Here is a 22,798-nt window from a genome sequence, read left to right as displayed (position 1 = left end):
GGCCAGGTCGGATTCTCGGACATGGGGAAATTCCTGCTTCGATCGTGACGCCGGCGCGTCAAGGTGTCGGGGTATTCACATAGTTCTGAACATAAGACATTAGATTTCATAGTTCAAGACGTCCGTCGGTAAAGATCGCGTTAAGCCCCGAGTGCGGAATAGAACCGGTGTACATCTAACTTCATAGTTCATAGTTCAAGTGTTAGTTGGCTAGAATCGTGCTACGTCCCCGCCACCCGAGGAGTCGTGTTGCCCCAGCAGAAGAGGATCGGATTGACCGCGCTCGGCGCCGTGCTGTCACCGCTCGAGGGCGGCGGTCCGAAAACCGATGCCGTGGTGCAGCGGCTGTCCGCAGCGATCAGCCTCGGTGTGATGGTCGACGGCCAGCAGTTGCCGAGTGAGACCGATCTCGCCAACCAGCTGGGTGTATCGACGATGACTCTGCGGGAGGCGCTGGTCGTACTTCGGCAGCAGGGCATCGTCCACACCAAGCGCGGGCGCGGGGGCGGCAGCTTCATCAGCGCTTCGGCGGAGGTCTTCGAGAACACCTCGCTGGCACGGTTGCAACAGATGAGCATCCAGGAACTGCGCGATCTGGGGGACGAGCACTTCGCCGTCACCGGAGCGGTTGCTGTGTTTGCCGCGCGCCGCGGGTTGCAGGCCGACATAGTCCGGCTCCGAGCCCTGGCCGACCGGCTGAAGGACAGCACCGACCTCGTCTTGGCGCGCCGGGCCGACAGCCGCTTTCATATCGAGATGGCGGTGTGCGCGCAGTCCACCCGGCTGACCCGCGCCGAGGTCGGACTGCAGGCCGAGCTATCCGCCCTGCTCTGGCTGCCGAGGCTGAAACTGGACCCGGCGGCTGAGGGGACTGTCCATCGTGATCTGGTGGACGCGATCGAACGAGAAGACGATGCCCGGGCGAGAGAACTGGCAGAATCGCATACCGAATCACGCATCCGCCGCCTCGTCGCCTTACGCTTGGAGCTCAGTGATCGATGAGGAATACCGATAACTTTCCGGTCCCGGCGACCATCGAGTCGCTCGCTGATTCCGTCGCGAAACTGGCCGACGAGGTCTACCTGTCGCTGACAACCATCGGGACCGCGCTGACAACCCTCTGGGATGGTCTCACCGAGAAGCCGCGGTCCGCTCCCCAGTCGACTGATCTGGCACCGCTGCGCGAGACCACTATCGGCGAGCTCGAGCGGCGCGGAAAGCTGTTCACCGGAGCAGGCGTAGTGATGGCCGACGGCGTTCTCACCGATCGCCCCCGACACTTGGAATGGTGGCTTCCGGACGCGCAACGCCTGGTGCTGGAATTGAATCCCGATAGTGAGTACTTCTACGACTACACCAAAATGGACTGGTTCACGGTTCCGCGCGAGCAGGGTCGGCGATGGGTACAGGGGCCGCACCTCGATTACGCGTGCACCGATGAGTACGTTTGCACATTCTCGATACCGGTCACGGCCACATCGGGAACATTTCTCGGAATCGCCGGTGCCGATGTGCCGGTTGCCGCGATCGAGGAGATCTTGCTTCCGCGATTCCAGGCATTCGGTCAGCGGGTAGTGCTGGTCAATAGCGAAGGCCGCGTCATTATGGGGACCGATCCCGAATTCACGACCGGATCCAAGACGAGCCGAATGGACAGATCTGCCGCGGCAGTCCCGGTCGAGGCAATGCCTTGGTCGTTGCAACCGCTGGGACCCACGACATCCCACTGAGCCTTTGCGGATTCCGTCGTCCGGTTCGCGCGCTGCGGTGGCCAGGAGGTACTCGAGATTGTGGACGGGCGGCGGCGCGCGCGTTGCCGAGGCAGGTGCGACCCGGGGCGCGTAGCTGCTCCGCGCAGTGCCCGCGTTCAACTCCACAACGTCACATGCACTTTCGGGCGGAACCGAGTGACGCCGACGCCGGACCCGCGGATCATCGCCTGGATGCATCGCGGGGTCGTGATGAACCGCAGCAGTTCCGACACCGCGGGCTGGCGGGTGTCGGGTGGCAGGGTGGTCGCGCACCACTCATCGGATGCCTGAAGGCCGGGTCCCTTGATGTGGCTCAACCGACCGGTCGCGAGGTCGGCGGAGACGGCGAAGCCGATCGTCAGGGTGATGCCCCCGACCCGGCGGACCTCTTCGAGGGCGGCGGCGTCGCTCTGGAAGATCCGCTGATGTGATTCGGGAATGGCCAACTCGCGCAGTATCGTCGCGATGTGCCCGTCGACACTGCCGGCGCTGGGGCCCAACATCCACTGCTGCTCCCGCAGCAGCGCCGGATGCGGTGCGACATCCGCCAGCGGGCTGTCGGGGCGCGCGACCGAAATGACCTGATACTTCAGGAACGGCCGGGCGCTGATGGTCGTGTCGGTGCCATTCGGCCCGGGCCCCAGCGCGATGTCCACCGCGCGGGTCTCGATCAGACTGCGGAATTGGCTGGTGGGATGCACACTCAGCTCGACCGACAGATCCTTTGCCCGCGCCGCGAACAGGTCGATGAGGCCGGGCGCGGCATGTTCGGCGAACACACTCGATGCCGCGATGCGGAGCAGCCGTCGGCCGTGCGCCGCCTCGCTCACCTCGATGGCGGTCTGGCGCTGCAGTCCGAGAATCTCGATCGCCCGGCTGGCCAGGCGCAGCCCACCGGGCGTGAAGGCCAGACCCGCCGCCGTGCGGGTGAACAGCGGGTCGTCGAGCTCTTTACGCAGCTGGGCGATGTGCGTCGAGACACCGGCGTCGGACATCCCCAGCTCTCTGGCCGCCGCATGGACGGAGCCGAGCCGCACCACGGTCGAGTAGGCCCGAAGCTGGGCGGGCGTCACAATTCGAGTCTACTTTGGAGGTGGATGTAGCGCCGACAGTCGCATCGTGCCTGGAGGACACATCATGCAGGATGTGCTCACGGATCTGATGACAACCTGGAACGCCGGGGGCACGGCTGGGGTCGCAACGGTCGTGCGGACGTTCCATTCATCGCCGCGACCGCCTGGTGCGGCCATGGTCGTCGCCCCGGACGGAACGGTCGGCGGTTCGGTCTCCGGCGGCTGCGTCGAGGGCGCGGTCTACGAACTCGCCACCGACGTCGTCCGGACCGGTCGTCCGGTGCTGCAGCGGTACGGCTTCTCCGACGACGACGCATTCGCCGTCGGTCTCACCTGCGGCGGCATCATCGACATCTTCGTCGAGGCGATCTCGCGGGAGACGTTTCCGGAACTTGGCGAGGTCGCCGTGGATATCGCCGAGCACCGGCCGGTCGCGATCGCGACCGTCATCGAGCACCCCGACTCCGCCCTTGTCGGGAGGCGGCTGCTGATCCGGCCGAGCAGTGCACACGGCACGCTGGGGTCGGCGCGCGCCGACGATGCGGTGATCGATGACGCAGGCGGGCTGCTCGCGACGGGCCGCAGCGAGGTGCTGTCCTACGGTCCGGACGGGCAGCGCCGCGGCGAGGGTATGGCGGTTTTCGTCGCCAGTTATGCGCGACAGCCACGGATGCTGGTGTTCGGGGCGATCGATTTCGCCGCCGCCGTCGCCCAGCAGGGATCGTTCCTCGGGTACCGGGTGACGGTATGCGACGCGCGGCCGGTCTTCGCCACCTCCGCCCGGTTCCCGACCGCCGATGAGGTCGTGGTCGACTGGCCGCACCGTTATCTGGCCGCACAGATCGCGGCCGGCGCGGTCGATTCGCGGACCGTGGTCTGCGTGCTGACCCACGATCCCAAGTTCGACGTTCCGCTGCTCGAGGTGGCACTGCGCGCGCCGGAGATCGGCTATGTCGGCGCCATGGGGTCGCGCCGCACGCACGACGAGCGGCTGACCCGGCTGCGACAGGCCGGCCTCACCGCCGAGCAACTCGCCCGACTTTCCAGCCCGATCGGGCTCGATCTGGGCGGTCGGACACCGGAAGAGACGGCGGTGTCCATCGCGGCCGAGATCATTGCGCGACGCTGGGGCGGACACGGCCTCGCACTGGCCCAAACCGGCGGCCGGATTCACCACACACCGGGCGTGAACAGCGAATTAAGTGATTCCTTAACTCGGTCTTGACGACTGCATCGGTGGGGCAGAGGCTGAGCTTGTTCCCATTGATGTGAGGTAGATCACATGCAAGTTCCTGGGCCATTCGAATACGAGCGCGCAACGGGCGTGGATCACGCCATCGGACTACTGGACCGGCTGGGGGAGGAGGCGCGCATCGTCGCGGGCGGGCACAGCCTGCTGCCGATGATGAAGCTGCGTCTGGCCAATCCGGAATATCTCATCGACATCAACGACCTGGCTGCCGAACTGGGTTACATCGTCACCGATCCGACCCTGGTGCGAATCGGTGCGATGGTCCGGCATCGGCATATGCTCGAGTCCGATGATCTCGCCGCGGTGTGCCCGATCTTCCGCGACGCTGAGCGGGTGATCGCTGATCCGGTTGTGCGCAACCGCGGCACGATCGGCGGCTCGCTATGCCAGGCCGATCCCGCCGAAGATCTCAGCACCGTCTGCACGGTCCTCGGCGCCACCTGCCTGGTACGCGGACCGTCCGGCGACCGGGAGATCGCGATGGACGACTTCCTGATCGGTCCGTACGAAACCGCCATGTCGCACAACGAACTTCTGATCGAGATCCGAATTCCCGTGCGGCATCGGACATCGAGCGCCTACGCGAAGGTGGAGCGCCGGGTCGGCGACTGGGCGATCGCGGCGGCCGGCGCAACGGTGACACTGCACGGCGGCACGATCGCGGCCGCGCGGATCGGTCTGACGGCAGTCAACCCCGATCCAGCGGCGATCGCTTCCTCGGTCGACGTGCTGCTCGGTGAGCCGCCCACCGAGGAGGTCTTCTCGGAGGCGGGCCGCCGGGCGAGCGCGGCGTGCTCACCTGCCTCCGATGCGCGCGGCAGCGCGGACTACAAGCGCCATCTCGCGTCCGAACTGACGATTCGCGTGCTGCGCACCGCGGTCGAGCGCGTACTGAATGATCCTGTGCTGGAAGGGAATTAGCCATGCAGGTAACCATGACCGTCAATGGCGAGCCGGTGACAGCGGAGGTCGAGCCACGCACCCTGCTCGTGCATTTCCTGCGAGATCAGTTGCGGCTCACCGGAACTCACTGGGGCTGTGACACCAGCAACTGCGGCACCTGTGTGGTGGAGGTCGACGGCGAACCGGTGAAGTCGTGCACGATGCTGGCCGTCATGGCCGGCGGACGTTCGGTGCGCACCGTCGAGGGGCTCGAGGTGGACGGCCAACTCGATCCCGTGCAGGAGGGGTTCATGCAGTGTCACGGGTTGCAGTGCGGATTCTGCACGCCCGGAATGCTGATCACCGCCCGCGCCCTGCTCGACCGCAACCCGAATCCCGACGAGCAGACCATCCGGGAGGCGATCTCGGGCCAGATCTGCCGCTGCACCGGATATACCACCATCGTGCGGTCGATCCAGTGGGCCGCGGCGAAGCAACGAGGCGAAGCGGTGGAGCCCGAACCCGCCGCCACGCCAACGCCGGTCGGGAGCGCGTCATGACCGCCGTCGAGTCCCGGCCCGAAGACCGTGTCGACAACGACCACAAGCCGTGCGGTCACGGCAGGATGCTGCGCAAGGAGGATCCGCGGTTCATTCGCGGGCGCGGCAATTACGTCGACGACGTGTCGCTGCCCGGCATGCTGCATATGGCGATCCTGCGTTCCCCGTTCGCGCACGCGCGGATCGTGAGCGTCGATATCTCTGCGGCACAGGCACATCCGAAGGTCAAGGCGGTTGTCACGGGTGCGGATCTGGCGGCGAAGGGACTGGCCTGGATGCCGACGCTCTCCAACGATGTGCAGGCGGTGCTGGCGACGGATAAGGTCCGATTCCAGGGCCAGGAGGTGGCCTTCGTCGTCGCCGAGGATCGCTACTCCGCGCGTGATGCGTTGGAGCTCATCAACGTCGAGTACGAGATGCTCGATCCGGTGATCGACGCCCGGACCGCTCTGGCGCCCGAGATGCCGGTGATCCGCGACGATCTCGAGGGTAAGAAGGACAACCACTGCTTCGACTGGGAGACCGGCGACGCCGCCGCGACCGAGGCGGTGTTCGCGCGCGCCGACGTCATAGTCGAGCAGGAGATCGTCTATCCGCGAGTGCATCCCGCCCCGATGGAGACCTGCGGTGCCGTCGCGGATCTCGATCCGGTGACCGGGAAGCTCACGCTGTGGTCGACGAGCCAGGCGCCGCATGCCCACCGCACGCTCTACGCATTGGTGGCCGGACTGCCCGAGCACAAGATCCGGGTGATCTCACCCGATATCGGCGGCGGGTTCGGCAACAAGGTGCCCATCTATCCGGGATACGTCTGCGCCATCGTCGGGTCGCTGTTGCTGGGCAAACCGGTGAAGTGGATGGAGGATCGCAGCGAAAACCTCACCAGCACCGGATTCGCCCGCGACTACATCATGGTCGGCGAGATCGCCGCCACCGCCGACGGCAAGATCCTGGCCATCCGGTCGACCGTGCTCGCCGATCACGGCGCCTTCAACGGCACGGCGGCGCCGTTGAAGTATCCGGCCGGCTTCTTCGGCGTCTTCACCGGTAGCTACGACATCGAGGCCGCCTACTGCAAGATGACCGCGGTCTACACGAACAAGGCCCCTGGCGGCGTCGCCTACGCGTGCTCGTTCCGGATCACCGAGGCCGTCTACTTCGTCGAGCGGTTGGTGGATTGCCTCGCCTACGAACTGAAGATGGATCCGGCCGAGCTGCGGCTGCGGAATCTCCTTCGCCCCGATCAGTTTCCGTACACCAGCAAGACCGGCTGGGTCTACGACTCCGGTGACTACGAGAAGACTATGCGCCTGGCGATGGACATGATCGGCTACGACGCTTTGCGAAAGGAGCAGCAGGACAAGCGCACTCGCGGCGAGTTGATGGGCATTGGGATGTCCTTCTTCACCGAGGCCGTCGGCGCGGGTCCGCGCAAGGATATGGACATCCTCGGACTCGGGATGGCCGACGGGTGCGAGCTGCGCATCCATCCAACCGGCAAAGCCGTTGTGCGCATATCGGTTCAGACCCAGGGGCAGGGGCACGAGACGACGTTCGCCCAGATCGTCGCCGAAGAACTCGGCATCCCGCCCGACGACATCGACGTGGTGCACGGCGATACCGATCAGACTCCGTTCGGCCTGGGCACCTACGGCAGCCGGTCGACACCGGTCTCTGGCGCCGCTGCCGCACTGGTGGCGCGGAAGGTGCGCGACAAGGCGCGGATCATCGCCTCCGGCATGCTCGAGGTCTCGGTCGCCGACCTCGAATGGGAGAAGGGCTCGTTCCACGTCAAGGGCGATCCGTCCGCGGCCGTGACGATCCAGCAGATCGCGATGCGAGCACACGGCGCCGGTGATCTGCCCGAGGGCATCGAGGGCGGACTCGACGCGCAGATCTGCTACAACCCGGAGAATCTCACCTACCCGTATGGTTCGTACTTCTGCGTCGTCGACATCGACCCGGGGACAGCCGTGGTGAAGGTGCGGCGCTTCCTCGCTGTCGACGACTGCGGCACCCGGATCAATCCGATGATCATCGAGGGGCAGGTGCACGGCGGCATCACCGACGGCATCGGCATGGCGCTGATGGAGATCATGGCCTTCGACGAGGACGGCAACTGCCTCAGCGGATCCCTGATGGACTACCTCATCCCGACTGCGCTCGAGGTTCCGCATCTCGAGACCGGGTACACGGTCACCCCTTCGCCACACCACCCGATCGGTGCGAAAGGCATCGGCGAATCGGCCACGGTCGGATCGCCGGCAGCGGTGGTCAACGCGGTGGTGGATGCGTTGGCGCCGTTCGGAGTCCGGCACGCCGACATGCCGCTGACGCCGTCGCGGGTGTGGGAAGCGATGCAGGGCCGGGCCACACCGCCTATCTGAGTGGGTGCGAGCGATGGGACCACCGATGAAGATGTCCGAGCGAGTACAGCAGCTGGTCCGCACCCGGACTCCGTTCGTGCACGCGACCGTCGTGCGCGCGCAGCAGCCGACCTCGGCGCACGCCGGGGACGAGGCGATCCTGTTGCTGGACGGGACGATCGAAGGATTCGTCGGCGGCCAGTGCGCCCAGAACTCGGTCCGCAAGGCGGCGCTGGGTGCCCTGCAGTCGCACGAGAGTGTGCTGCTGCGCGTGCTACCCGACGGCGATCTGCAGTTTCCCGAAGCGCCCGGCGCGGCGGTGGTGGTGAATCCCTGTCTGTCCGGCGGAGCGCTGGAGATATTCCTCGAGCCACAGATCCCGGCGCCGCTGGTGCGCATCTGCGGCGCGACACCCATCGCGGACGCCTTGGCCGAAATGTGCGAACTGGTGGGATTCGGGGTCCAGCGCAGTGTTGCCGGAGCCGACTCGCTGGATTCGCTGGCCGATACGACGGCGGTGGTGATCGCCAGCCACGGAGGTCCGGAAGCCGAGATGATCCGCGCCGCGCTCGACGCCGGTGTGGGGTATATCGGATTGGTGGCCAGCAGGATTCGGGGTGCGTCGATTCTCGACGAGCTCGGATCGACCGACGCCGAGCGTGCGCGCGTGCGCACCCCGGTGGGCTTGCCGATCGGCGCCAAGACCTCCGCGGAGATCGCCGTCTCGATTGTCGCGCAATTGATCCAGGCGATCCGCAAGGGTGGCTTGGTCGTCGCACCCCGCCCGGCGAGCGTCGTATTCGAGGCGCTCGATCCAGTGTGCGGTATGACCGTGACCGTCGGGCCGGACACACCGCATCTCACTATCGACGATGTCGACTACTGGTTCTGCAGCTCCGGCTGCCGCACCTCCTTTGCCGCGGCGAAGACGGGCTCATGACAATCGGGTTCGTCACTGGAGTCGTACTCGCCGCAGGAACCTCACGGCGTCTCGGCACTGCGAAACAGCTACTGCCGTATCGGAATACGACGGTTCTCGGCGCCACCCTCGACGTGGTGCGATCCTGCGCTTTCGATCAGATCATCGTCACCCTCGGCGGCGCAGCCGCGGCGGTCCGGCAGCAGGTCGATCTCGCCGGGTTGGATGTGGCCATGGCCGACGACTTCGATGCCGGCTGTTCGTCGTCGTTGCGTTCGGCCCTGAGCTCGGTGCATCCCCGGGCCACCGGAATCGTGCTGATGCTCGGTGATCAACCGGGTCTGTCGGCGGCGACCGTCGACCGACTGATCGCCGAGGGAACGACCGCCGCGATCACGGTCTGCCGCTACCACGACGGTGTCGGGCATCCATTCTGGCTGAGACGCAGCGTATTCAGCGAGGTGGCCCGATTGCACGGCGACAAGGCCGTGTGGAAGATCATCGAGTCGGGCCGCATCCCGGTGTCCCGCCTCGACGTCGACGCACCAATGCCCCTGGACGTGGACACCTGGGACGACTACGAGCGCCTGCGCGCCGCGACGTCGCCATGATGTCGCCGTTCGACGATATCGAGGACGTGGTGCGACGATTCGACGCCGACGACTACCTGCTCGATACCGGGACCGCCACCGCCTTCTATCTGGCCACCACGCTGGGTCGGCCGCTGCTACTGGAAGGCGAACCGGGAGTGGGCAAGACGACGGCGGCGAAGACCCTGGCCACGGTGCTCGGTGTACCGCTGATACGCCTCCAGTGCTACGAGGGCCTCACCGTGAGCGAAGCGCTGTACGACTGGAATTACCAGCGTCAGCTGCTCAGCATCCGACTCGCCGAGGCGCGCGGTGCCGACCTCACCGAAGCCGACCTGTTCACCGAGGCATTCCTGGTGGACCGCCCGATCCTGCGCTGTGTGCGATATCGCGGTCCGACGCCGCCGGTGCTGTTGGTCGACGAAATCGACCGTGCCGACGACGAATTCGAAGCGCTGCTGCTCGAATTCCTCGGCGAGGCCACCGTGACAGTTCCCGAGCTCGGGACCTTTGTCGCCGAGCATCCGCCGCTCGCGGTGCTGACCTCGAACCGCAGTCGCGACCTGCACGACGCGCTGCGACGGCGCTGCCTCTACCACTGGATCGACTACCCGGAGCCGGCCCGCGCGGTGGCGATTGTGCGACGCACCGTGCCCGGGGCAACCGACGCGCTGATCGAGCACGCCACCCGATTCGTCGGCCGCGCCCGCGATCTCGATCTCGACAAGCCGCCCGGCGTCGCCGAGACCATCGACTGGATCGCCGCGCTGGCGATGCTCGACGTCGCCGATCTCACCGCGCCGGAGGCGGTCGCCGCGCTGAGCGCACTGGCGAAGACTCCCGACGACCGCGCCACCGTCCAGGCGGCATTCGTCGAATACACCCAAAGCCTGGCTACCGGATGAGAGGGATACTCCGATGAAGATCGCCAACGAGTTCACCGTCAACGCGCCCGTCGAGCAGGCATGGGAGGTGCTGACCGATCTTGAACAGGTGGTCCCGCTCATGCCAGGCGCACAGATGGTCGGCTGGGAGGGAGACGACTTCCTCGGCAAACTGAAGGTCAAAGTCGGCCCGGTGACCAGCGAATTCACCGGTAGGGCGAATTTCGTCGAACGCGACGAACACGACCATCGCGCCGTCATCAACGGCAGTGGCCGGGATTCACGCGGATCCGGAAACGCAGCGGCGACCATCACCACCCGACTCCGCGAAGACGGCGACAAGACCCACGTCACCGTGGACACCGACCTCAAGATCGTCGGCAAGCTCGCCCAATTCGGCAGCGGGATGTTGCAGCAGGTGTCCGAGAAACTGATCGGTCAATTCGTCACATCCCTGGAAGCGAAACTTGCGGGGGGCGATTCGGCCGCCGCGGCGGCGATAGTTGGGCCGGACAGCCGAGGAATGCGCCCGCAACCGGTCGCACAACCCGAGCCGGCACCGCTCGACCTCGTCGATCTGGTCGGGCCCGCGATGATCAAGAAGTATGCGCCGGCGATTGCGTTCGTGCTGGCGGCCGCGCTCGCAATTGTCCTGGTACGCAGGCAGATGCGCGGGAAACGATGACACGAGCGGTACTGCTGCGCGGCGTCGATCTGGCCGCATTCGCCGTTGCGGTGGTCGCGCGGCTGCGGCGTGGTGGCGTCGCGGTGGCGCCGAGCGGGCCCGCGCTGTTCGTGCAAGCCTTGCGTCGCATGGCGCCGCGGACGCGCACCGAGCTCTACTGGGCTACGCGGCTCACGCTCGTCGATCGCATGCAGGATCTCGCCGCCTTCGACGCGGTCTTCGCGATGGTGTTCGCCGACGCGGTGCTGGGTGTGGACCCGGCGAGCCGAACGCACGGACTGTCGACCGAACGCGCGTCGGCGCCGGGTGTGGGCGGGCGGGGGCAGTCTCGGCATGGCGGTGAAGTCCCTTGGGCGACACTACAATCTGCGGCCGGTGCCGACCGATCGACCGACAAGGGGGTGGCGCTACCGGACGTGCTGCCGAGCCGGTTCGCGGCACGAGCACAGGAACCCTTCGCTCGCTTCGATCCGGACGATCTGCGGACGGTCGGCGCCTGGCTGGAGCAGGCGTCCGCGCTCTGGCCGCAGCGCAGCAGCAGGCGCTACGAAAACCATCCGCACGGCAAGCGGATCGACTTCCGGGCGACGATGAACAACTCCCGCCGCACCGGCTGGGAGTCGGCCGTGCTGGTCCGCACCCGTCCCCGTAGCCGCCCGCGCCGAATCGTCATGATCTGCGACGTCAGCCGCTCGATGCAGCCGTATTCGACGATCTACCTGCATCTGATGCGGGCCGCGATGCAGCGCCGTTCGCCCGATCGCCCCGAGGTGTTCGCCTTCTCCACCTCGCTGACCAGGCTGACCTCGGTGCTGGCGCACCGTTCGCCGGATGCCGCGGTGGCCCGGGCCAACGACAAGGTGGTCGACCGCTACGGCGGCACGCACATCGGGCGGTGCCTCGCCACGCTGCTCGCAACTCCGTCCGGCAATGCGGTGCGCGGCGCCGTCGTCGTGATCGCATCGGACGGCTGGGACAGCGACACCCCCGATGTCCTCGCCCGTGCGATGGCCCGGATCCGTCGCCGGGCTTGGCGCGTCATCTGGCTCAATCCCCGTGCGGGCGACTCCCGATTCCAACCGACCACCGGTGCGATGGCGGCGGCCCTGCCGTACTGCGACATCATGATGCCCGGGCACACGCTCGCGGATATGCACGCGTTCATGCAAGCCCTCGCATCGATGATTTTCACCTGATGGCAAGACCCCCCGTCGACGCACACTCACTGGCGACAAGGCGGAACAGTGATGGTGCATGGCGAGACTCGCCGGGCAAGCAACGCGCGTCGGTTCGACGACTGCTGGGCCGCGCTCCTGAGCCTGGCGCAACCAGCACACCAAGCCGTCCGCGACTTCGCAGTCGGCTCATAGATCCGACATCCGGCTACATACCGACGGTTGTTGACGGGGCACTGCAAGCACACACATCGCGTTGCACCTCGGTACCGCCTCGGCGAACGTATAATTCTCACCGCACCGTTTTGGGCCGGTGCCTTTTGCACTAGGGCGTGCGACGCCGCGCATGATGGATGACGACCCGTCGGCTGGCCATTGCAAAGTGGTACGACCAAGTTCTACGGGCGTGACCAGGGTGCCGCTGGCACCGTTGTTGAATGCGATAGCACCGTCGATGGCATCCGGGGTTGCCGAAGGCAACAAAAGATAAACCGTGAGAACTGATGTTTCATCTGGTCCCAATTACCGTTCGAGAATTGCCGGCGCCGCTGCCTCGGTCCGCTGCGGGGAGGTCCCCGACGCCGCCGCTCCCCAGGGAAAGCGAGGATACCGATGTCTACTCATCAGGCTGTTCACGTGCAGTCCGCCGGTGCGGCGTTGAAACTGGTCGATGTTGAAACGACCTCACCGCCTCGCGACCATGTGCGCCTCGCGGTCTCAGCGTGCGGGATCTGCGGCACCGACCGTGCGTTCGTCAGCGGCGCGTTCCCGGATATGTCGTGGCCGCTGACACCGGGGCATGAGATCGCCGGCACAATCGCCGAACTCGGCGCCGATGTCGACAACTACGTCGTCGGTGACCGCGTCGCTGTGGGCTGGTTCGGTGGCCATTGCAACAAGTGCGCCCCATGCCGCAAAGGCGACTTCATCCACTGCCAGAACATGCAGGTCCCCAGCTGGCAGTACCCCGGCGGATACGCCGAGTCGGTGACCGTGCCGGCCAATGCGCTGGCTCGCATCCCTGACGAGCTTTCCATGGCCGAGGCCGCGCCGATGGGCTGTGCCGGAGTCACCACCTACCACGCGCTTCGCGAAACCCGGGCCGTGCCCGGCGACCGCGTCGCCGTTCTGGGGATCGGCGGCCTGGGCCACCTCGGCGTGCAGTTCGCCCGCGCGATGGGCTTTGAAACAATTGCGATCGGCCGCGGCGCTGACAAAGCCGATGACGCCCACGCGCTCGGCGCCCACCACTACATCGACTCGACCGCCGGCGACGTCAGCGAAGCGTTGCGGGGGATCGGCGGTGCGTCGGTCGTTCTTGGGACCGTGGGCAGCGCCAAAGCCATGGCCGAAACGGCCGGTGGACTGCTACCGCGCGGTGAGCTCATCGCCATTGGTGTCACCGCCGAGCCACTGCCGATCAGCCCGATGCAGCTGATCGGGCCCGGACTCAGCGTCACCGGCCACGCCTCCGGCACTGCGCGCGATATCGAGGAAACGATGCAATTCGCGGTCCAATCCGGCGTGCGCACGCGAATCCAGGAACGGCCGCTCGATCAGGCCGCCGAGGCATATGCCGCAATGGAACAGGGACGGGCCCGGTACCGCATGATCCTCACGGTCTGACTGATCAGGGTTGGCGGCAACGCAGGCCAGGAGAAGTCGGCCGGGAGTGTTCGACCTTGCCGTTCTGCCTGCTACTGCGTGCCGTGATGCTCCTCATCTGCGTCGGTTTCCGGTTTTGTGAAAGAGCTGTCATTTTGTCGGGTATGTCGGATGCCTCGCCATCCCAGTGGGAGTTGGACGCGGCCGGCCCGGATTTCGCCGATGAGTTGCGCGTAGCCTTCACGGACCTCACCAAGATGGACCCACGCCGAGTGCCGAAGCTCCTCGCAGTCGGCGTGCAGCACCGTCCACCACGCCTCGGCGTAGGTCTTTGCGACGTGACTGATCACCTCACCAAAGGAGTGAGTGTGGCGGCGGGCGCACCGGCTGTGGCGGACGTAGAACACCGCCCAAGAGTTGATCTTGTCGATGACCTTCGCGATATCCGCATGGAGGGCCGCCTCGGTGACGTCGGGTGGAGGCCGCCGAGGATTCAAAACCGCCGAAATCAGGGCGGCGTGTAGATCGCCCAGTTCTCTCGCCCACGCGATCAGCGGCAACGGCTCGGCGAGCCGCCCGGCGATCGCGGCCAATAGTTGATCCGGCGACAGCAGTGCTGCCGCATCCATCGCCGGATCCCCCTGCGCCGCCGCCGTATCCGCGTCCATGGGTGATCACAGACCCTTCATCGCGGGCTGACGCTTCAGGCAGGCCAGCTGGTCCTTCGTCGCCAGGCCGTCACGGTCGAGGAGCCGGGTTGCTAGCGAATCATGTTGTGTGGCCACGAAGTTCGTTGTTGGTGACGGCCAAGTTGTGGACTTCGCCGGGGTTGTCTGCTCGGACTCAGGGGCCGTAACGCGGTGGATGGTGACCAGCTGGCATGGAAGGCTCGTGGCGCGTGGGGACCACCCGCTGCGGCTGGTGATGGCGTAGTGGTCGCCGCCTCGGGCGATGCGCGTCGAGATGTTGGTGGCGTCGCCAGAGCGGCCGGTCATGCGAAGCACAGATCGGATGGTGCTGTCGAGCATGTGCGTGAGCGATCGCTGCGGATTTCGGTCGGCGGCGCGTACCGCTGGTCGGCGACGCCGGCACGGTGGTCGCTACTTGTCGTGCGCAGGTTCCACCGGCCGCGGACGCGGGTGTGGAGTTCGGAGGCTCGTTGCTCGATGACGGCCTCAGCGGGACGGGCGTGCTGTTTCATAGTTGATTGCTCGAATATTTGCGCGATGAATGGTTGATGAAGAGAGTGCACCGCCGTGACTCGGCGCATAATGCTAGTACTGACTGCGCACTCAGTCAATGACTGGTTGAGCAGTCAGCGGATGCTAGAGTGCGCGGGAAAGTAGGACGAGGAGGGGTGGGATCGGTGAGTGGGCGTGCGGCGGGACCGGGCAAGTCGGGTGCGATTCTCGATATTTTCACCCGCCATGTTGCCGAGAAGGGCTACGACGGGACCAGCTTCAGCAGTGTTGCAAGTGAGCTGGGCATCTCACAGGGCTTGATCGTGCATCATTACGGCACGAAGGCGCGGTTGCTAGAAGCTCTGCATATTTCCTATATGCGGCGGCGGATCGATGAGGCAGAGCGCATCGTGTCGGAGTTTTCTACGCCGACCGAACGGCTTGCCGGGCTGTTGTACGCGTCCATGCTCTATCAGGTGCACGATCGAAATCGGACTGTCGCATTCCAGCGCGAGGTCGCGCGGTTCGCGCAGGAGGATGAGAGTTCCGACGGGCGCAAGCTACGAAGGCATTACATCGGAATCCTGCACGGCGTGCTCGATGCGGGTATTGCGTCGGGTGAGTTCCGGCCTGTCGATACAAGTATCCGGAGCCTGCTCATCTTCGGTGCCGCGCAATGGGCGTGGACGTGGTTCGAGCCGGAAGGGCGTAGATCTGCCGAGCAGGTCGGTGCTGAACTGGTAGATCTCACTCTTGGATCGCTGTTGGTAAATCGGAGATCGTTGCCGCGTCTCATCGAGCCCGACGGCCGGCTTGTTGCCGCGGTGATCAAGATCATCACCGCGGTAGAAGGGACGCCGAAAGAAGCGCCGGAGAGATGACCATTGTTTTGGGACCAGATCATCGCTATCGCAAATCGGAGCGCGGCAACTGCCGCGTACGGACAGGTCAGCACACAGGCGTGGCCAGAAATCGGCGAATCCGGCGATCACCGGATTCGACGCCCCGCCGGGGGGATGTGCGTCGTCGAGAACCGCCCGCATGGATCGCATCACCCCGTGCAGCCGGCTGTCCCGGTCACCCCAGTCGAAGTTGTCGTACTGATCGTCGGCGAGAGAACCCCAGCAAAACCACATCAGCCCGAGCACGAGATGTTCTTGGTCGACCTCTGGTATTGCTGCGTTGCAAGGTGATTCGGCGCCAGTACAGGTCGGCATCGACACGCGAGCTACTCGACCAGCTTCTCGCTCTTCAGCCAGTCGTAGGCGACGTCGGCGGGATCCTCGCCGTCGATATCGACGCGGCCGTTGAGATCCTGCATCAGCTCGTCGGTGAGGTGTTCGGAGATCGTGCCGAGCAGCGTTCGCAACTGTGGGTAGCGGTCGAGGACGGCGCCGCGCACGACCGCGGTGCCGCTGTAGGGCAGGAAGAACTTCTTGTCGTCGTCGAGTACGACCAAATTCAGGTTCTTGACCCGACCGTCGGTGGTGTAGATCATGCCGAAATTGCACGGGGCGCCCTTGGCCGTCGCCGTGTAGACGACACCGGCGTCCATGCGCGTGACATTGCCGGACGGGACACCGTTCGGATCGTTGTAGGGGATCCCGTACTTCTGCAGCATCGGAATGAAACCGTCGGAGCGGCTGAAGAATTCGTCGTCGACGCAGAACGTCCGATCGGGGACCGGTAGCGCCGCCACCTCGGACAGGGACTTCACCTGCAGGCGTTCGGCATTCGGCGTGGATGCGCCGAATGCGTATGTGTCATTGAAGTTGGCCGGCGGCAGCCACTCCAGATTGTGGTCGCGCTCCTCGACGTCATGGACCCGCTGCCAGAGTTCCTTCGGATCCGAGATCGTCTCGGCCTCGTTGTGGTAGTTGACCCAACCGGTGCCGGTGTACTCCCAGAGCACATCGGCATCGCCGTTGAGCTGGGCCTGTCGAGACGATGCGGAACCCGGCGCCCCGGTCAGGTCGGTGACGTGGGCGCCCGCCGCGGCCAGGTAGGTCGCGGTGATCTTGCCGAGCAGTACACCCTCGGTGAAGCTCTTCGAGGTGACGGTCACCTTCGCACCGTCCAGCGGCCGCTCGCCACCGGGCAGCTCCGCGTCGTGGAACGTTCCGGACGAGCTCACCAGACCGCACCCGGCGAGCATGGCTGTCGTCGCGACGAGTGTGGAAACCAGCGTGACCAGTGGCGATCTCATGAGACACCTCGCGGAGTCGCGGCCAGTTCGACGAGTCTGCCCAGCCAGTCGATGATCAACGCCAGCAGCCCGACGAGGATCGCACCGGAGATGAGCAGCTTGGGCAGGAAGAGGGTGACGCCGGTCGTGATCAGCGTGCCGAGGCTGGTCGCGCCGATGAAGGTGCTCAGCGTCGCGGTACCGACCAGGATGACCAGCGCGGTGCGGACACCGTTGAGGATCACCGGCACCGCGAGCGGGAGCTCGACCTGGAACAGCGTCCGCGTGCCCGAGAACCCGATGCCCCGCGAGGCCTCGATCGTGCGCTGATCGACCTGCCGCAGCCCGACGATCGTGTTCTGCAGGATCGGCAGGATCGCGTACACGACGAGACCGACTATCGCCGTGCGGAATCCGGTGCCCAACCAGAAGGTGAACAAGACGAGCAGACCCACCGCGGGCGCGGCCTGGCCGATATTGGCGATATTGACGGCGATGGGCTCGAACCGCTGCAACGCGGGTCGGGTCAGCGCGATGCCCAATGGAATCGCGAGGACGACCACGATCAACGTGGCCACCACGGTCAGCTTGATGTGTTCGAGGATCGTGGTCTGCAGGTTGGCCCAGCCGAGTGACGCCTTCTCCGTCGCGGTGAACGTGGTCGACCTATACCAGATGACGTAACCGATACCGATGACACCGATGATGATCGGTTCGAACCATACGTCGATCGGAATGCGGCGCAAACGATTCATGACTACCCAGCCGATCCGGGTTCGTCGGCGGCGACCACCGGGGTCGGCGCCGGATCGGTTCCGTCGATGTATGTCGCGTACGAGTGGTCTGCCTCATCGGCACGCACGTCGGCGAGCTTGGCCTGGATCGTTTCCGTCACCGAGCCGATGCTGAGCGAGCCGACGACCGCGCCACGGCCGTCGGTGACGAGTGCGGCGCCCTGGCTGGCCGCGAGCATGGCGTCGAGCGCGTCGTTGAGGGTCGAGGATCGTGCGACGACGGGCAGCCGCCGATCGAGGAAGTCGGAGACCTCCGGTTTGGTCGCCACCTCCGTGAGCGAAGGCCACGATCGCGGCCGCCCGGCCTCGTCGACGACGACGATCCAGGTGTGTCCGGCGGCCTTCGCACGTTCGATCACACCCCGCGCCGACTCGCCGACCCGAGCGGTGATCACCTCCTCGTAGGCGACGTCGCGCACCCGCGACACGGTCAGATATGCCAGCTTCGCGCCGGATCCGACGAACTCCTCCACGAACGGTGTGGCCGGGTCGGTGAGGATCTCTTCCGGGCGCGCGTACTGCTCGACGTGACCGCCTTCGGACAGGATGAGCACCTTGTCGCCGAGCTTGGTGGCCTCTTCGAAATCGTGCGTGACGATCACTATGGTCTTACCGAGTTCGTGCTGGATCGCGATCAGGCTGTCCTGTAGGCGAACCCGGGTGATCGGATCGACCGCGCCGAACGGCTCGTCCATGAGCAGCACCGGCGGGTCCGCCGCGAGCGCGCGGGCGACCCCTACCCGCTGCTGCTGTCCGCCGGACATATCCTTCGGCAGCCGGTCGGCGAAGGTGCCGGGGTCCAGGCCGACCAGATCGAGCAGATACTCGGTGCGTTCGGCGATCCGCTTCTTGTCCCACCCGAGCACCCGCGGGATGGCGCCGACGTTCTTGGCCACCGACCAGTGCGGGAACAGCCCGCCGGACTGGATGACATATCCGATCGACTGCCGCAGCTTGTCGGGATCTTCCCTGGTGACATCGCGACCACCGATCAAGATCCGGCCTTCGGTCGGCTCGATCAGCCGGTTGATCATCTTGAGTGTGGTCGTCTTGCCACAGCCGGACGGGCCGACGAACGCGACGATATCGCCCGCATCGATCTCCAGGTCGAGGCGCTCAACCGCCGGTTTCTGCTGGCCCTTGTAGCGCTTGACAACCGAATCCAACTCGATGGACGCACCGGTGACATTGCGCTCCGCTGTGGTCGGAGCGGGTTGGCTGGTCACATCGGTCATGACAGTCCCTTTGCGATCGTGAGGCGTCCGAGCAGGACGAGGAGCGCGTCGAACACCAACGCGATGATGACGATGAGAATGGTGCCCGTCAGCGCCATTTCGAGCGCGTTCGCGCCACCGAGCCGCGAAAGGCCGTTGAAGATCAGCGATCCGAGGCCGGGTCCGAGAACATAGGCGACGATGGCGGCGACACCGACGATCATCTGGGTGGACACCCTGATGCCGGTGAGAATCACCGGCCAGGCAATCGGCAATTCGACGGTCAGCAGAATGCGCCATCGCGAAAAACCGATCCCGCGAGCGGATTCGACGACCGAAGCAGGGACCGACCGCAAGCCGACGATCGCATTGCCGATCACCGGCAATGCCGCGAAGAACGCCAGCATGACGAACGACGGGACCACACCGAGTCCGAACGGGACCAACAGCAGCGCCAACAGCGCAAGCGAAGGAATCGTCAGCGCGACCCGGCTCGAGGTCAGCGAAAGCGCGGACAACAGCGGAAGCCGATAGACCGCCATCGCGATGAGGACAGCGACGGCAGTCCCGACCAGCACCGTTTGAAATGCCAGGGAGGCATGCTGATACGTCAGGAACGCCAGAAGCTCGCCCCGTCCTCGGATGTAGCTCCATAGATGCATGGGATTCCCATCGTCAGCCGAAGACCGGTCGGTACCTATCTGTGCGCAGTAACCGGACGCGCGAGTTGCCAAAGAGTAAACGAAACTGGCGCAAGGTGCCGGACGGCGCGCGACGGCGAATAGCTCACAGGTTCAGTGACAACGAAGTTCGGATCGCAGCAGCGGTGGGCTTACCGCGCAAGGAATACGGGTTGGGTATGTCGACGAACTTCTCGGTCGCGGGCTTGGCGATCATGCTTGCCGCTGCGACAGCCCAGGCCACGACGCCCCAACGGATTTCGGCCGCGGTCGCGGTGATCGCATTACTACCCTTGCCATTTCAGTTCATGGTGTTCATGCGCACGGACATCTATTTCGTGCTGCAGGACCTCACCTCATGCCGCGACCTATACGGCGACGGCCTCGAGCCCGGTGAAGACGAGAGTGAGTGCGGTGGTGAGCGCGAAACGAGCGAGAGTTTTCACAACCATCCCAGTGAGCCGAGAACAATGAGAGCCACCGTGTCGAGTCCGAGGATCGCGCCGACGACGACGGCCTTGGCGCGCACCGTGGGCAGATCGTGCACCCAGAAGCAGGCCGTGAAGAACGGCACGTAGCCGATCAGCCAGATCAGCGGCGGGAAGCCCGCCTGCCACCAGGACCAGTCCCAGGTCAGCACGCCGATCTTGTTGAGCACGATCTCGACGCCAACGGCCAGCGCCGCGTTCACCGCCACCAGTACCGGGCGGTTGGGCAGCCCGAATACGCGTATCTCGCGCGGCGGCAACAGCTTCGCGGCCGCTACACCCATGATCGCGAACATGAAGCAGATCTCGATATTGAGCCCGATCAGGATCTGATAGGCGGTCGGCCCCGTCGCGCCCCACACCGGCGCGCGATCGGTGACGTGGAAGACCGCGGCGTTCCAGATCTCGTTGAACCAGTCCATCCCCCATAGCGCCAGCCCACCGAACAGCACGTTCCAGTTCCGGCGCTCCACCTCGGTGGCATACACGTAGACGACGATCAGAAGTAGCGGGATCACATACCACTTGAACTGGCTCGAATCACGAACCAACTCCAGCGCCGCACGGGCGTTATCGGTCACTGGCCAGCCTCTCTTCCGATGACCGCAAACCCCGAGAGTGTGTTACATCGCTACACTCATTGTCAATCTGTCAGCAAGGTTGTCAGTACTGTCGATTTCATCGTCCACGTCATCATGTGACGGAAATGATCGATAATGGTGGTATGGCGACGGTGCTGCTGGGCGGCGACGTCATGCTGGGGCGCGGTGTGGACCAGATTCTCCCGCACCCCGGTGATCCGACGCTGCACGAACGGTATGTCGAGGATGCGCGAACGTATGCGGAGCTGGCGGAGCATATGCACGGTGAATTCGCCCGTCCCGTGGATTTCGGCCACCCATGGGGTGACGTCCTGCCGATTCTTGTTCGGTTCGCCCCGCAGGTGCGACTGATCAATCTGGAAACCGCAATCACCGCCGATGGCGCGTTCGCACCGGTCAAGGGCATCCACTACCGCATGAACCCGGACAATGTGCCGGTGTTGACCGCGATCGCGCCGGTCGTCTGTGCGCTGGCCAATAATCACATTCTCGATTTCGGTATTCGAGGGCTGGCCGACACTGTGGCAGCACTCGATACCGCGGGCATCCAGCGCGCCGGGGCGGGTGCGGATTTCGATGATGCCCGGGTCCCGGCGATATCGGAACTCGATGACGGACGACGAGTGGTAATTGTCTCGGTCGGTGCGGGATCGAGTGGGGTTCCGCACCATTGGGCGGCTCGCCGCGATCGGCCGGGGCTGTGGTGGATCGGTGATGCGCCGAATATTCGCGCCGCCGACGAAGTTGCGGCAGAAGTGTTGGCGCACAAGCGCAATGACGATATCGCAATCGTCTCCGTACACTGGGGGCCCAACTGGGGCTACGGGGTGTCGCTGAGCGAAAGGCAGTTTGCGCAGCGGTTGATCGATGCCGGAATCGACCTCGTGCACGGGCATTCCGCACACCATCCGCGGCCGATCGAGATCTATCGGGGCAAACCGATTCTGTACGGGTGCGGTGACGTCATCGATGATTACGAGGGCATCCGCGGCCATGAGCGGTACCGCCCGGATCTTCGCTTGCTGTATCTGGTGTCCATCGAGCCCGGCGCGATAGAGACGCGAATGATTCCGCTGCGGATCCGGCGCATGCGCCTGGAATCGGCCGCGCACAACGAATCTCGATGGCTGTGCGAGACGATCGAGCACATCAGTCGCGACTTCGGCACCCGGGTCGCATCGCGGCCCGACGACCTACCGGTGGTGTTCAAGACCGCACAACGCTGAGATGGCGGCGCAACCAGTCGCGGGCCAGATCCGCCACCTGCTCGAGCGCACCGGGCTCCTCGAACAGGTGCGTCGCACCGGGGACGACGTCGATCTCGCTCGGACACGACATCCGCAACTGGGCCTCGCGATTGAGCTCCAGTACCCGCCGGTCGTTACCGCCGACAATGAGCAGCGTCGGTGCGCGGACGTGCGCCAGCCGCGGACCGGCCAGGTCGGGGCGGCCGCCACGGGAGACGATCGCCGCGATCTCGGCGCCGGGTTCGGCGGCCGCCCACAGTGCGGCACCGGCACCGGTGCTCGCCCCGAAATATCCGGTCGGAAGGCCGCACAGGACCGACCGCGTGCGCAGCGCGCGGGTCACCTCGACGAGACGATCGGCGAGCAGTTCGATATCGAAAACACGCGCACGGTCGCCCTCCTCGGGCGCGGTCAGCAGGTCGACGAGCATCGTCGCGAGTCCCGCTCGATTCAGTACATCGGCGACCAGCCGATTCCGCGGACTGTGTCGGCCGCTACCGCTGCCGTGTGCGAAGACGACAAGACCGGTGGAGTTCTGCGGGACGGCCAGTATCCCCGTCAGCCGGATGGACTCCGACGACACGATGACCTCTTCTGTCCGCGTCAGCGGATCGGATGCGGAGGGCAGCATCGAACACCTCCTGGTATCCGGAGTACCCGCCCGG

At 65.4% G+C, this 22,798-nt stretch carries 22 protein-coding genes and 1 pseudogene; 14 read left to right on the top strand and 9 right to left on the bottom strand.

Features of this window, described 5'->3' with window-relative positions; genetic code table 11:
• The first annotated feature begins 249 nt into the window (after positions 1 to 249).
• Positions 250 to 1,002: a FadR/GntR family transcriptional regulator gene (locus OG874_RS15790; protein ID WP_330255893.1), complete on the top strand. Its 753-nt coding sequence runs from the start codon at positions 250 to 252 to the stop codon at positions 1,000 to 1,002.
• Complete coding sequence (locus OG874_RS15785) at positions 999 to 1,730, top strand: cache domain-containing protein (RefSeq protein ID WP_330255892.1); 732 nt, start codon at positions 999 to 1,001, stop codon at positions 1,728 to 1,730. Before OG874_RS15790 ends, OG874_RS15785 begins: the two co-directional genes overlap by 4 nt.
• Before the next feature lie 137 nt (positions 1,731 to 1,867).
• Here OG874_RS15785 and OG874_RS15780 read toward each other — a convergent pair whose 3' ends face one another.
• Positions 1,868 to 2,824, bottom strand: a complete 957-nt coding sequence (locus OG874_RS15780; protein WP_330255891.1) for a LysR family transcriptional regulator — start codon at positions 2,822 to 2,824, stop codon at positions 1,868 to 1,870.
• Between the two features lie 64 nt (positions 2,825 to 2,888).
• On the opposite strand from OG874_RS15780, the gene OG874_RS15775 reads away from it, so the two are divergent.
• The 10 genes from OG874_RS15775 to OG874_RS15730 all read left to right on the top strand — a co-directional run bounded on the left by OG874_RS15775 (position 2,889) and on the right by OG874_RS15730 (position 13,763).
• The gene (locus tag OG874_RS15775) at positions 2,889 to 4,049 is read left to right on the top strand and encodes an XdhC/CoxI family protein (RefSeq protein WP_330257306.1); all 1,161 of its coding nucleotides are present in this window, start codon (positions 2,889 to 2,891) and stop codon (positions 4,047 to 4,049) included.
• 57 nt (positions 4,050 to 4,106) lie between these two features.
• The gene (locus tag OG874_RS15770) at positions 4,107 to 4,997 is read left to right on the top strand and encodes an FAD binding domain-containing protein (protein WP_330255890.1); all 891 of its coding nucleotides are present in this window, start codon (positions 4,107 to 4,109) and stop codon (positions 4,995 to 4,997) included.
• 2 nt (positions 4,998 to 4,999) lie between these two features.
• Entirely contained in the window at positions 5,000 to 5,518 is a 519-nt protein-coding gene (locus tag OG874_RS15765) for a (2Fe-2S)-binding protein (RefSeq protein ID WP_330255889.1), read from the top strand.
• The gene (locus OG874_RS15760) at positions 5,515 to 7,905 is read left to right on the top strand and encodes an aerobic carbon-monoxide dehydrogenase large subunit (protein ID WP_330255888.1); all 2,391 of its coding nucleotides are present in this window, start codon (positions 5,515 to 5,517) and stop codon (positions 7,903 to 7,905) included. The genes OG874_RS15765 and OG874_RS15760 overlap by 4 nt, the downstream gene beginning before the upstream one ends.
• Before the next feature lie 25 nt (positions 7,906 to 7,930).
• A complete protein-coding gene (locus OG874_RS15755) occupies positions 7,931 to 8,824 on the top strand; it encodes an XdhC family protein (RefSeq protein WP_330257305.1) in 894 nt (297 codons plus the stop codon).
• A complete protein-coding gene (locus OG874_RS15750; protein WP_330255887.1) occupies positions 8,821 to 9,414 on the top strand; it encodes a nucleotidyltransferase family protein in 594 nt (197 codons plus the stop codon). Before OG874_RS15755 ends, OG874_RS15750 begins: the two co-directional genes overlap by 4 nt.
• Positions 9,411 to 10,298, top strand: a complete 888-nt coding sequence (locus OG874_RS15745; protein WP_330255886.1) for an AAA family ATPase — start codon at positions 9,411 to 9,413, stop codon at positions 10,296 to 10,298. The genes OG874_RS15750 and OG874_RS15745 overlap by 4 nt, the downstream gene beginning before the upstream one ends.
• Before the next feature lie 13 nt (positions 10,299 to 10,311).
• Positions 10,312 to 10,962 (top strand): SRPBCC family protein, encoded by a 651-nt coding sequence (locus tag OG874_RS15740; RefSeq protein WP_330255885.1) that lies wholly within the window; start codon positions 10,312 to 10,314, stop codon positions 10,960 to 10,962.
• On the top strand, positions 10,959 to 12,158 hold the full coding sequence (locus OG874_RS15735; protein WP_330255884.1) for a vWA domain-containing protein: 1,200 nt from the start codon (positions 10,959 to 10,961) through the stop codon (positions 12,156 to 12,158). Before OG874_RS15740 ends, OG874_RS15735 begins: the two co-directional genes overlap by 4 nt.
• Positions 12,159 to 12,749: 591 nt before the next feature.
• Positions 12,750 to 13,763: an alcohol dehydrogenase catalytic domain-containing protein gene (locus OG874_RS15730; protein ID WP_330255883.1), complete on the top strand. Its 1,014-nt coding sequence runs from the start codon at positions 12,750 to 12,752 to the stop codon at positions 13,761 to 13,763.
• A 71-nt stretch (positions 13,764 to 13,834) separates the two neighbouring features.
• On the opposite strand, the gene OG874_RS15725 is transcribed toward OG874_RS15730, so the two are convergent.
• Together OG874_RS15725 and OG874_RS15720 are read right to left on the bottom strand one after the other, a co-directional pair.
• Positions 13,835 to 14,410: a hypothetical protein gene (locus OG874_RS15725; protein ID WP_330255882.1), complete on the bottom strand. Its 576-nt coding sequence runs from the start codon at positions 14,408 to 14,410 to the stop codon at positions 13,835 to 13,837.
• 6 nt (positions 14,411 to 14,416) lie between these two features.
• Complete coding sequence (locus tag OG874_RS15720) at positions 14,417 to 14,770, bottom strand: hypothetical protein (protein ID WP_330255881.1); 354 nt, start codon at positions 14,768 to 14,770, stop codon at positions 14,417 to 14,419.
• Positions 14,771 to 15,108: 338 nt separating this feature from the next.
• On the opposite strand from OG874_RS15720, the gene OG874_RS15715 reads away from it, so the two are divergent.
• Positions 15,109 to 15,804, top strand: coding sequence for a TetR/AcrR family transcriptional regulator (locus OG874_RS15715; protein ID WP_330255880.1), 696 nt, complete (start codon positions 15,109 to 15,111; stop codon positions 15,802 to 15,804).
• A gap of 347 nt (positions 15,805 to 16,151) precedes the next feature.
• On the opposite strand, the gene OG874_RS15710 is transcribed toward OG874_RS15715, so the two are convergent.
• From OG874_RS15710 to OG874_RS15690, 5 genes are all read right to left on the bottom strand, one after another.
• Positions 16,152 to 17,129: a glycine betaine ABC transporter substrate-binding protein gene (locus tag OG874_RS15710; protein WP_330255879.1), complete on the bottom strand. Its 978-nt coding sequence runs from the start codon at positions 17,127 to 17,129 to the stop codon at positions 16,152 to 16,154.
• Positions 17,126 to 17,863, bottom strand: coding sequence for an ABC transporter permease (locus tag OG874_RS15705; protein WP_330255878.1), 738 nt, complete (start codon positions 17,861 to 17,863; stop codon positions 17,126 to 17,128). The genes OG874_RS15710 and OG874_RS15705 overlap by 4 nt, the downstream gene beginning before the upstream one ends.
• A 2-nt stretch (positions 17,864 to 17,865) precedes the next feature.
• Positions 17,866 to 19,137: an ATP-binding cassette domain-containing protein gene (locus OG874_RS15700; protein ID WP_330255877.1), complete on the bottom strand. Its 1,272-nt coding sequence runs from the start codon at positions 19,135 to 19,137 to the stop codon at positions 17,866 to 17,868.
• Positions 19,134 to 19,778 (bottom strand): ABC transporter permease, encoded by a 645-nt coding sequence (locus OG874_RS15695; RefSeq protein ID WP_330255876.1) that lies wholly within the window; start codon positions 19,776 to 19,778, stop codon positions 19,134 to 19,136. Before OG874_RS15695 ends, OG874_RS15700 begins: the two co-directional genes overlap by 4 nt.
• 460 nt (positions 19,779 to 20,238) lie before the next feature.
• A complete protein-coding gene (locus OG874_RS15690; protein WP_330255875.1) occupies positions 20,239 to 20,865 on the bottom strand; it encodes a hypothetical protein in 627 nt (208 codons plus the stop codon).
• 125 nt (positions 20,866 to 20,990) lie between these two features.
• On the opposite strand from OG874_RS15690, the gene OG874_RS15685 reads away from it, so the two are divergent.
• On the top strand, positions 20,991 to 22,112 hold the full coding sequence (locus OG874_RS15685) for a CapA family protein (RefSeq protein ID WP_330255874.1): 1,122 nt from the start codon (positions 20,991 to 20,993) through the stop codon (positions 22,110 to 22,112).
• Here the strand turns inward: OG874_RS15685 and OG874_RS15680 are convergent.
• Positions 22,093 to 22,746: pseudogene (locus OG874_RS15680) on the bottom strand (dienelactone hydrolase family protein); the annotation flags it as partial. The gene OG874_RS15685 and the pseudogene OG874_RS15680 overlap by 20 nt on opposite strands.
• Positions 22,747 to 22,798 lie beyond the last annotated feature (52 nt).

Origin of the sequence: Nocardia sp. NBC_00565 (assembly GCF_036345915.1) — a bacterium.
GTDB lineage: Bacteria > Actinomycetota > Actinomycetes > Mycobacteriales > Mycobacteriaceae > Nocardia.
This window is presented reverse-complemented; position numbering and strand designations above follow the sequence as displayed.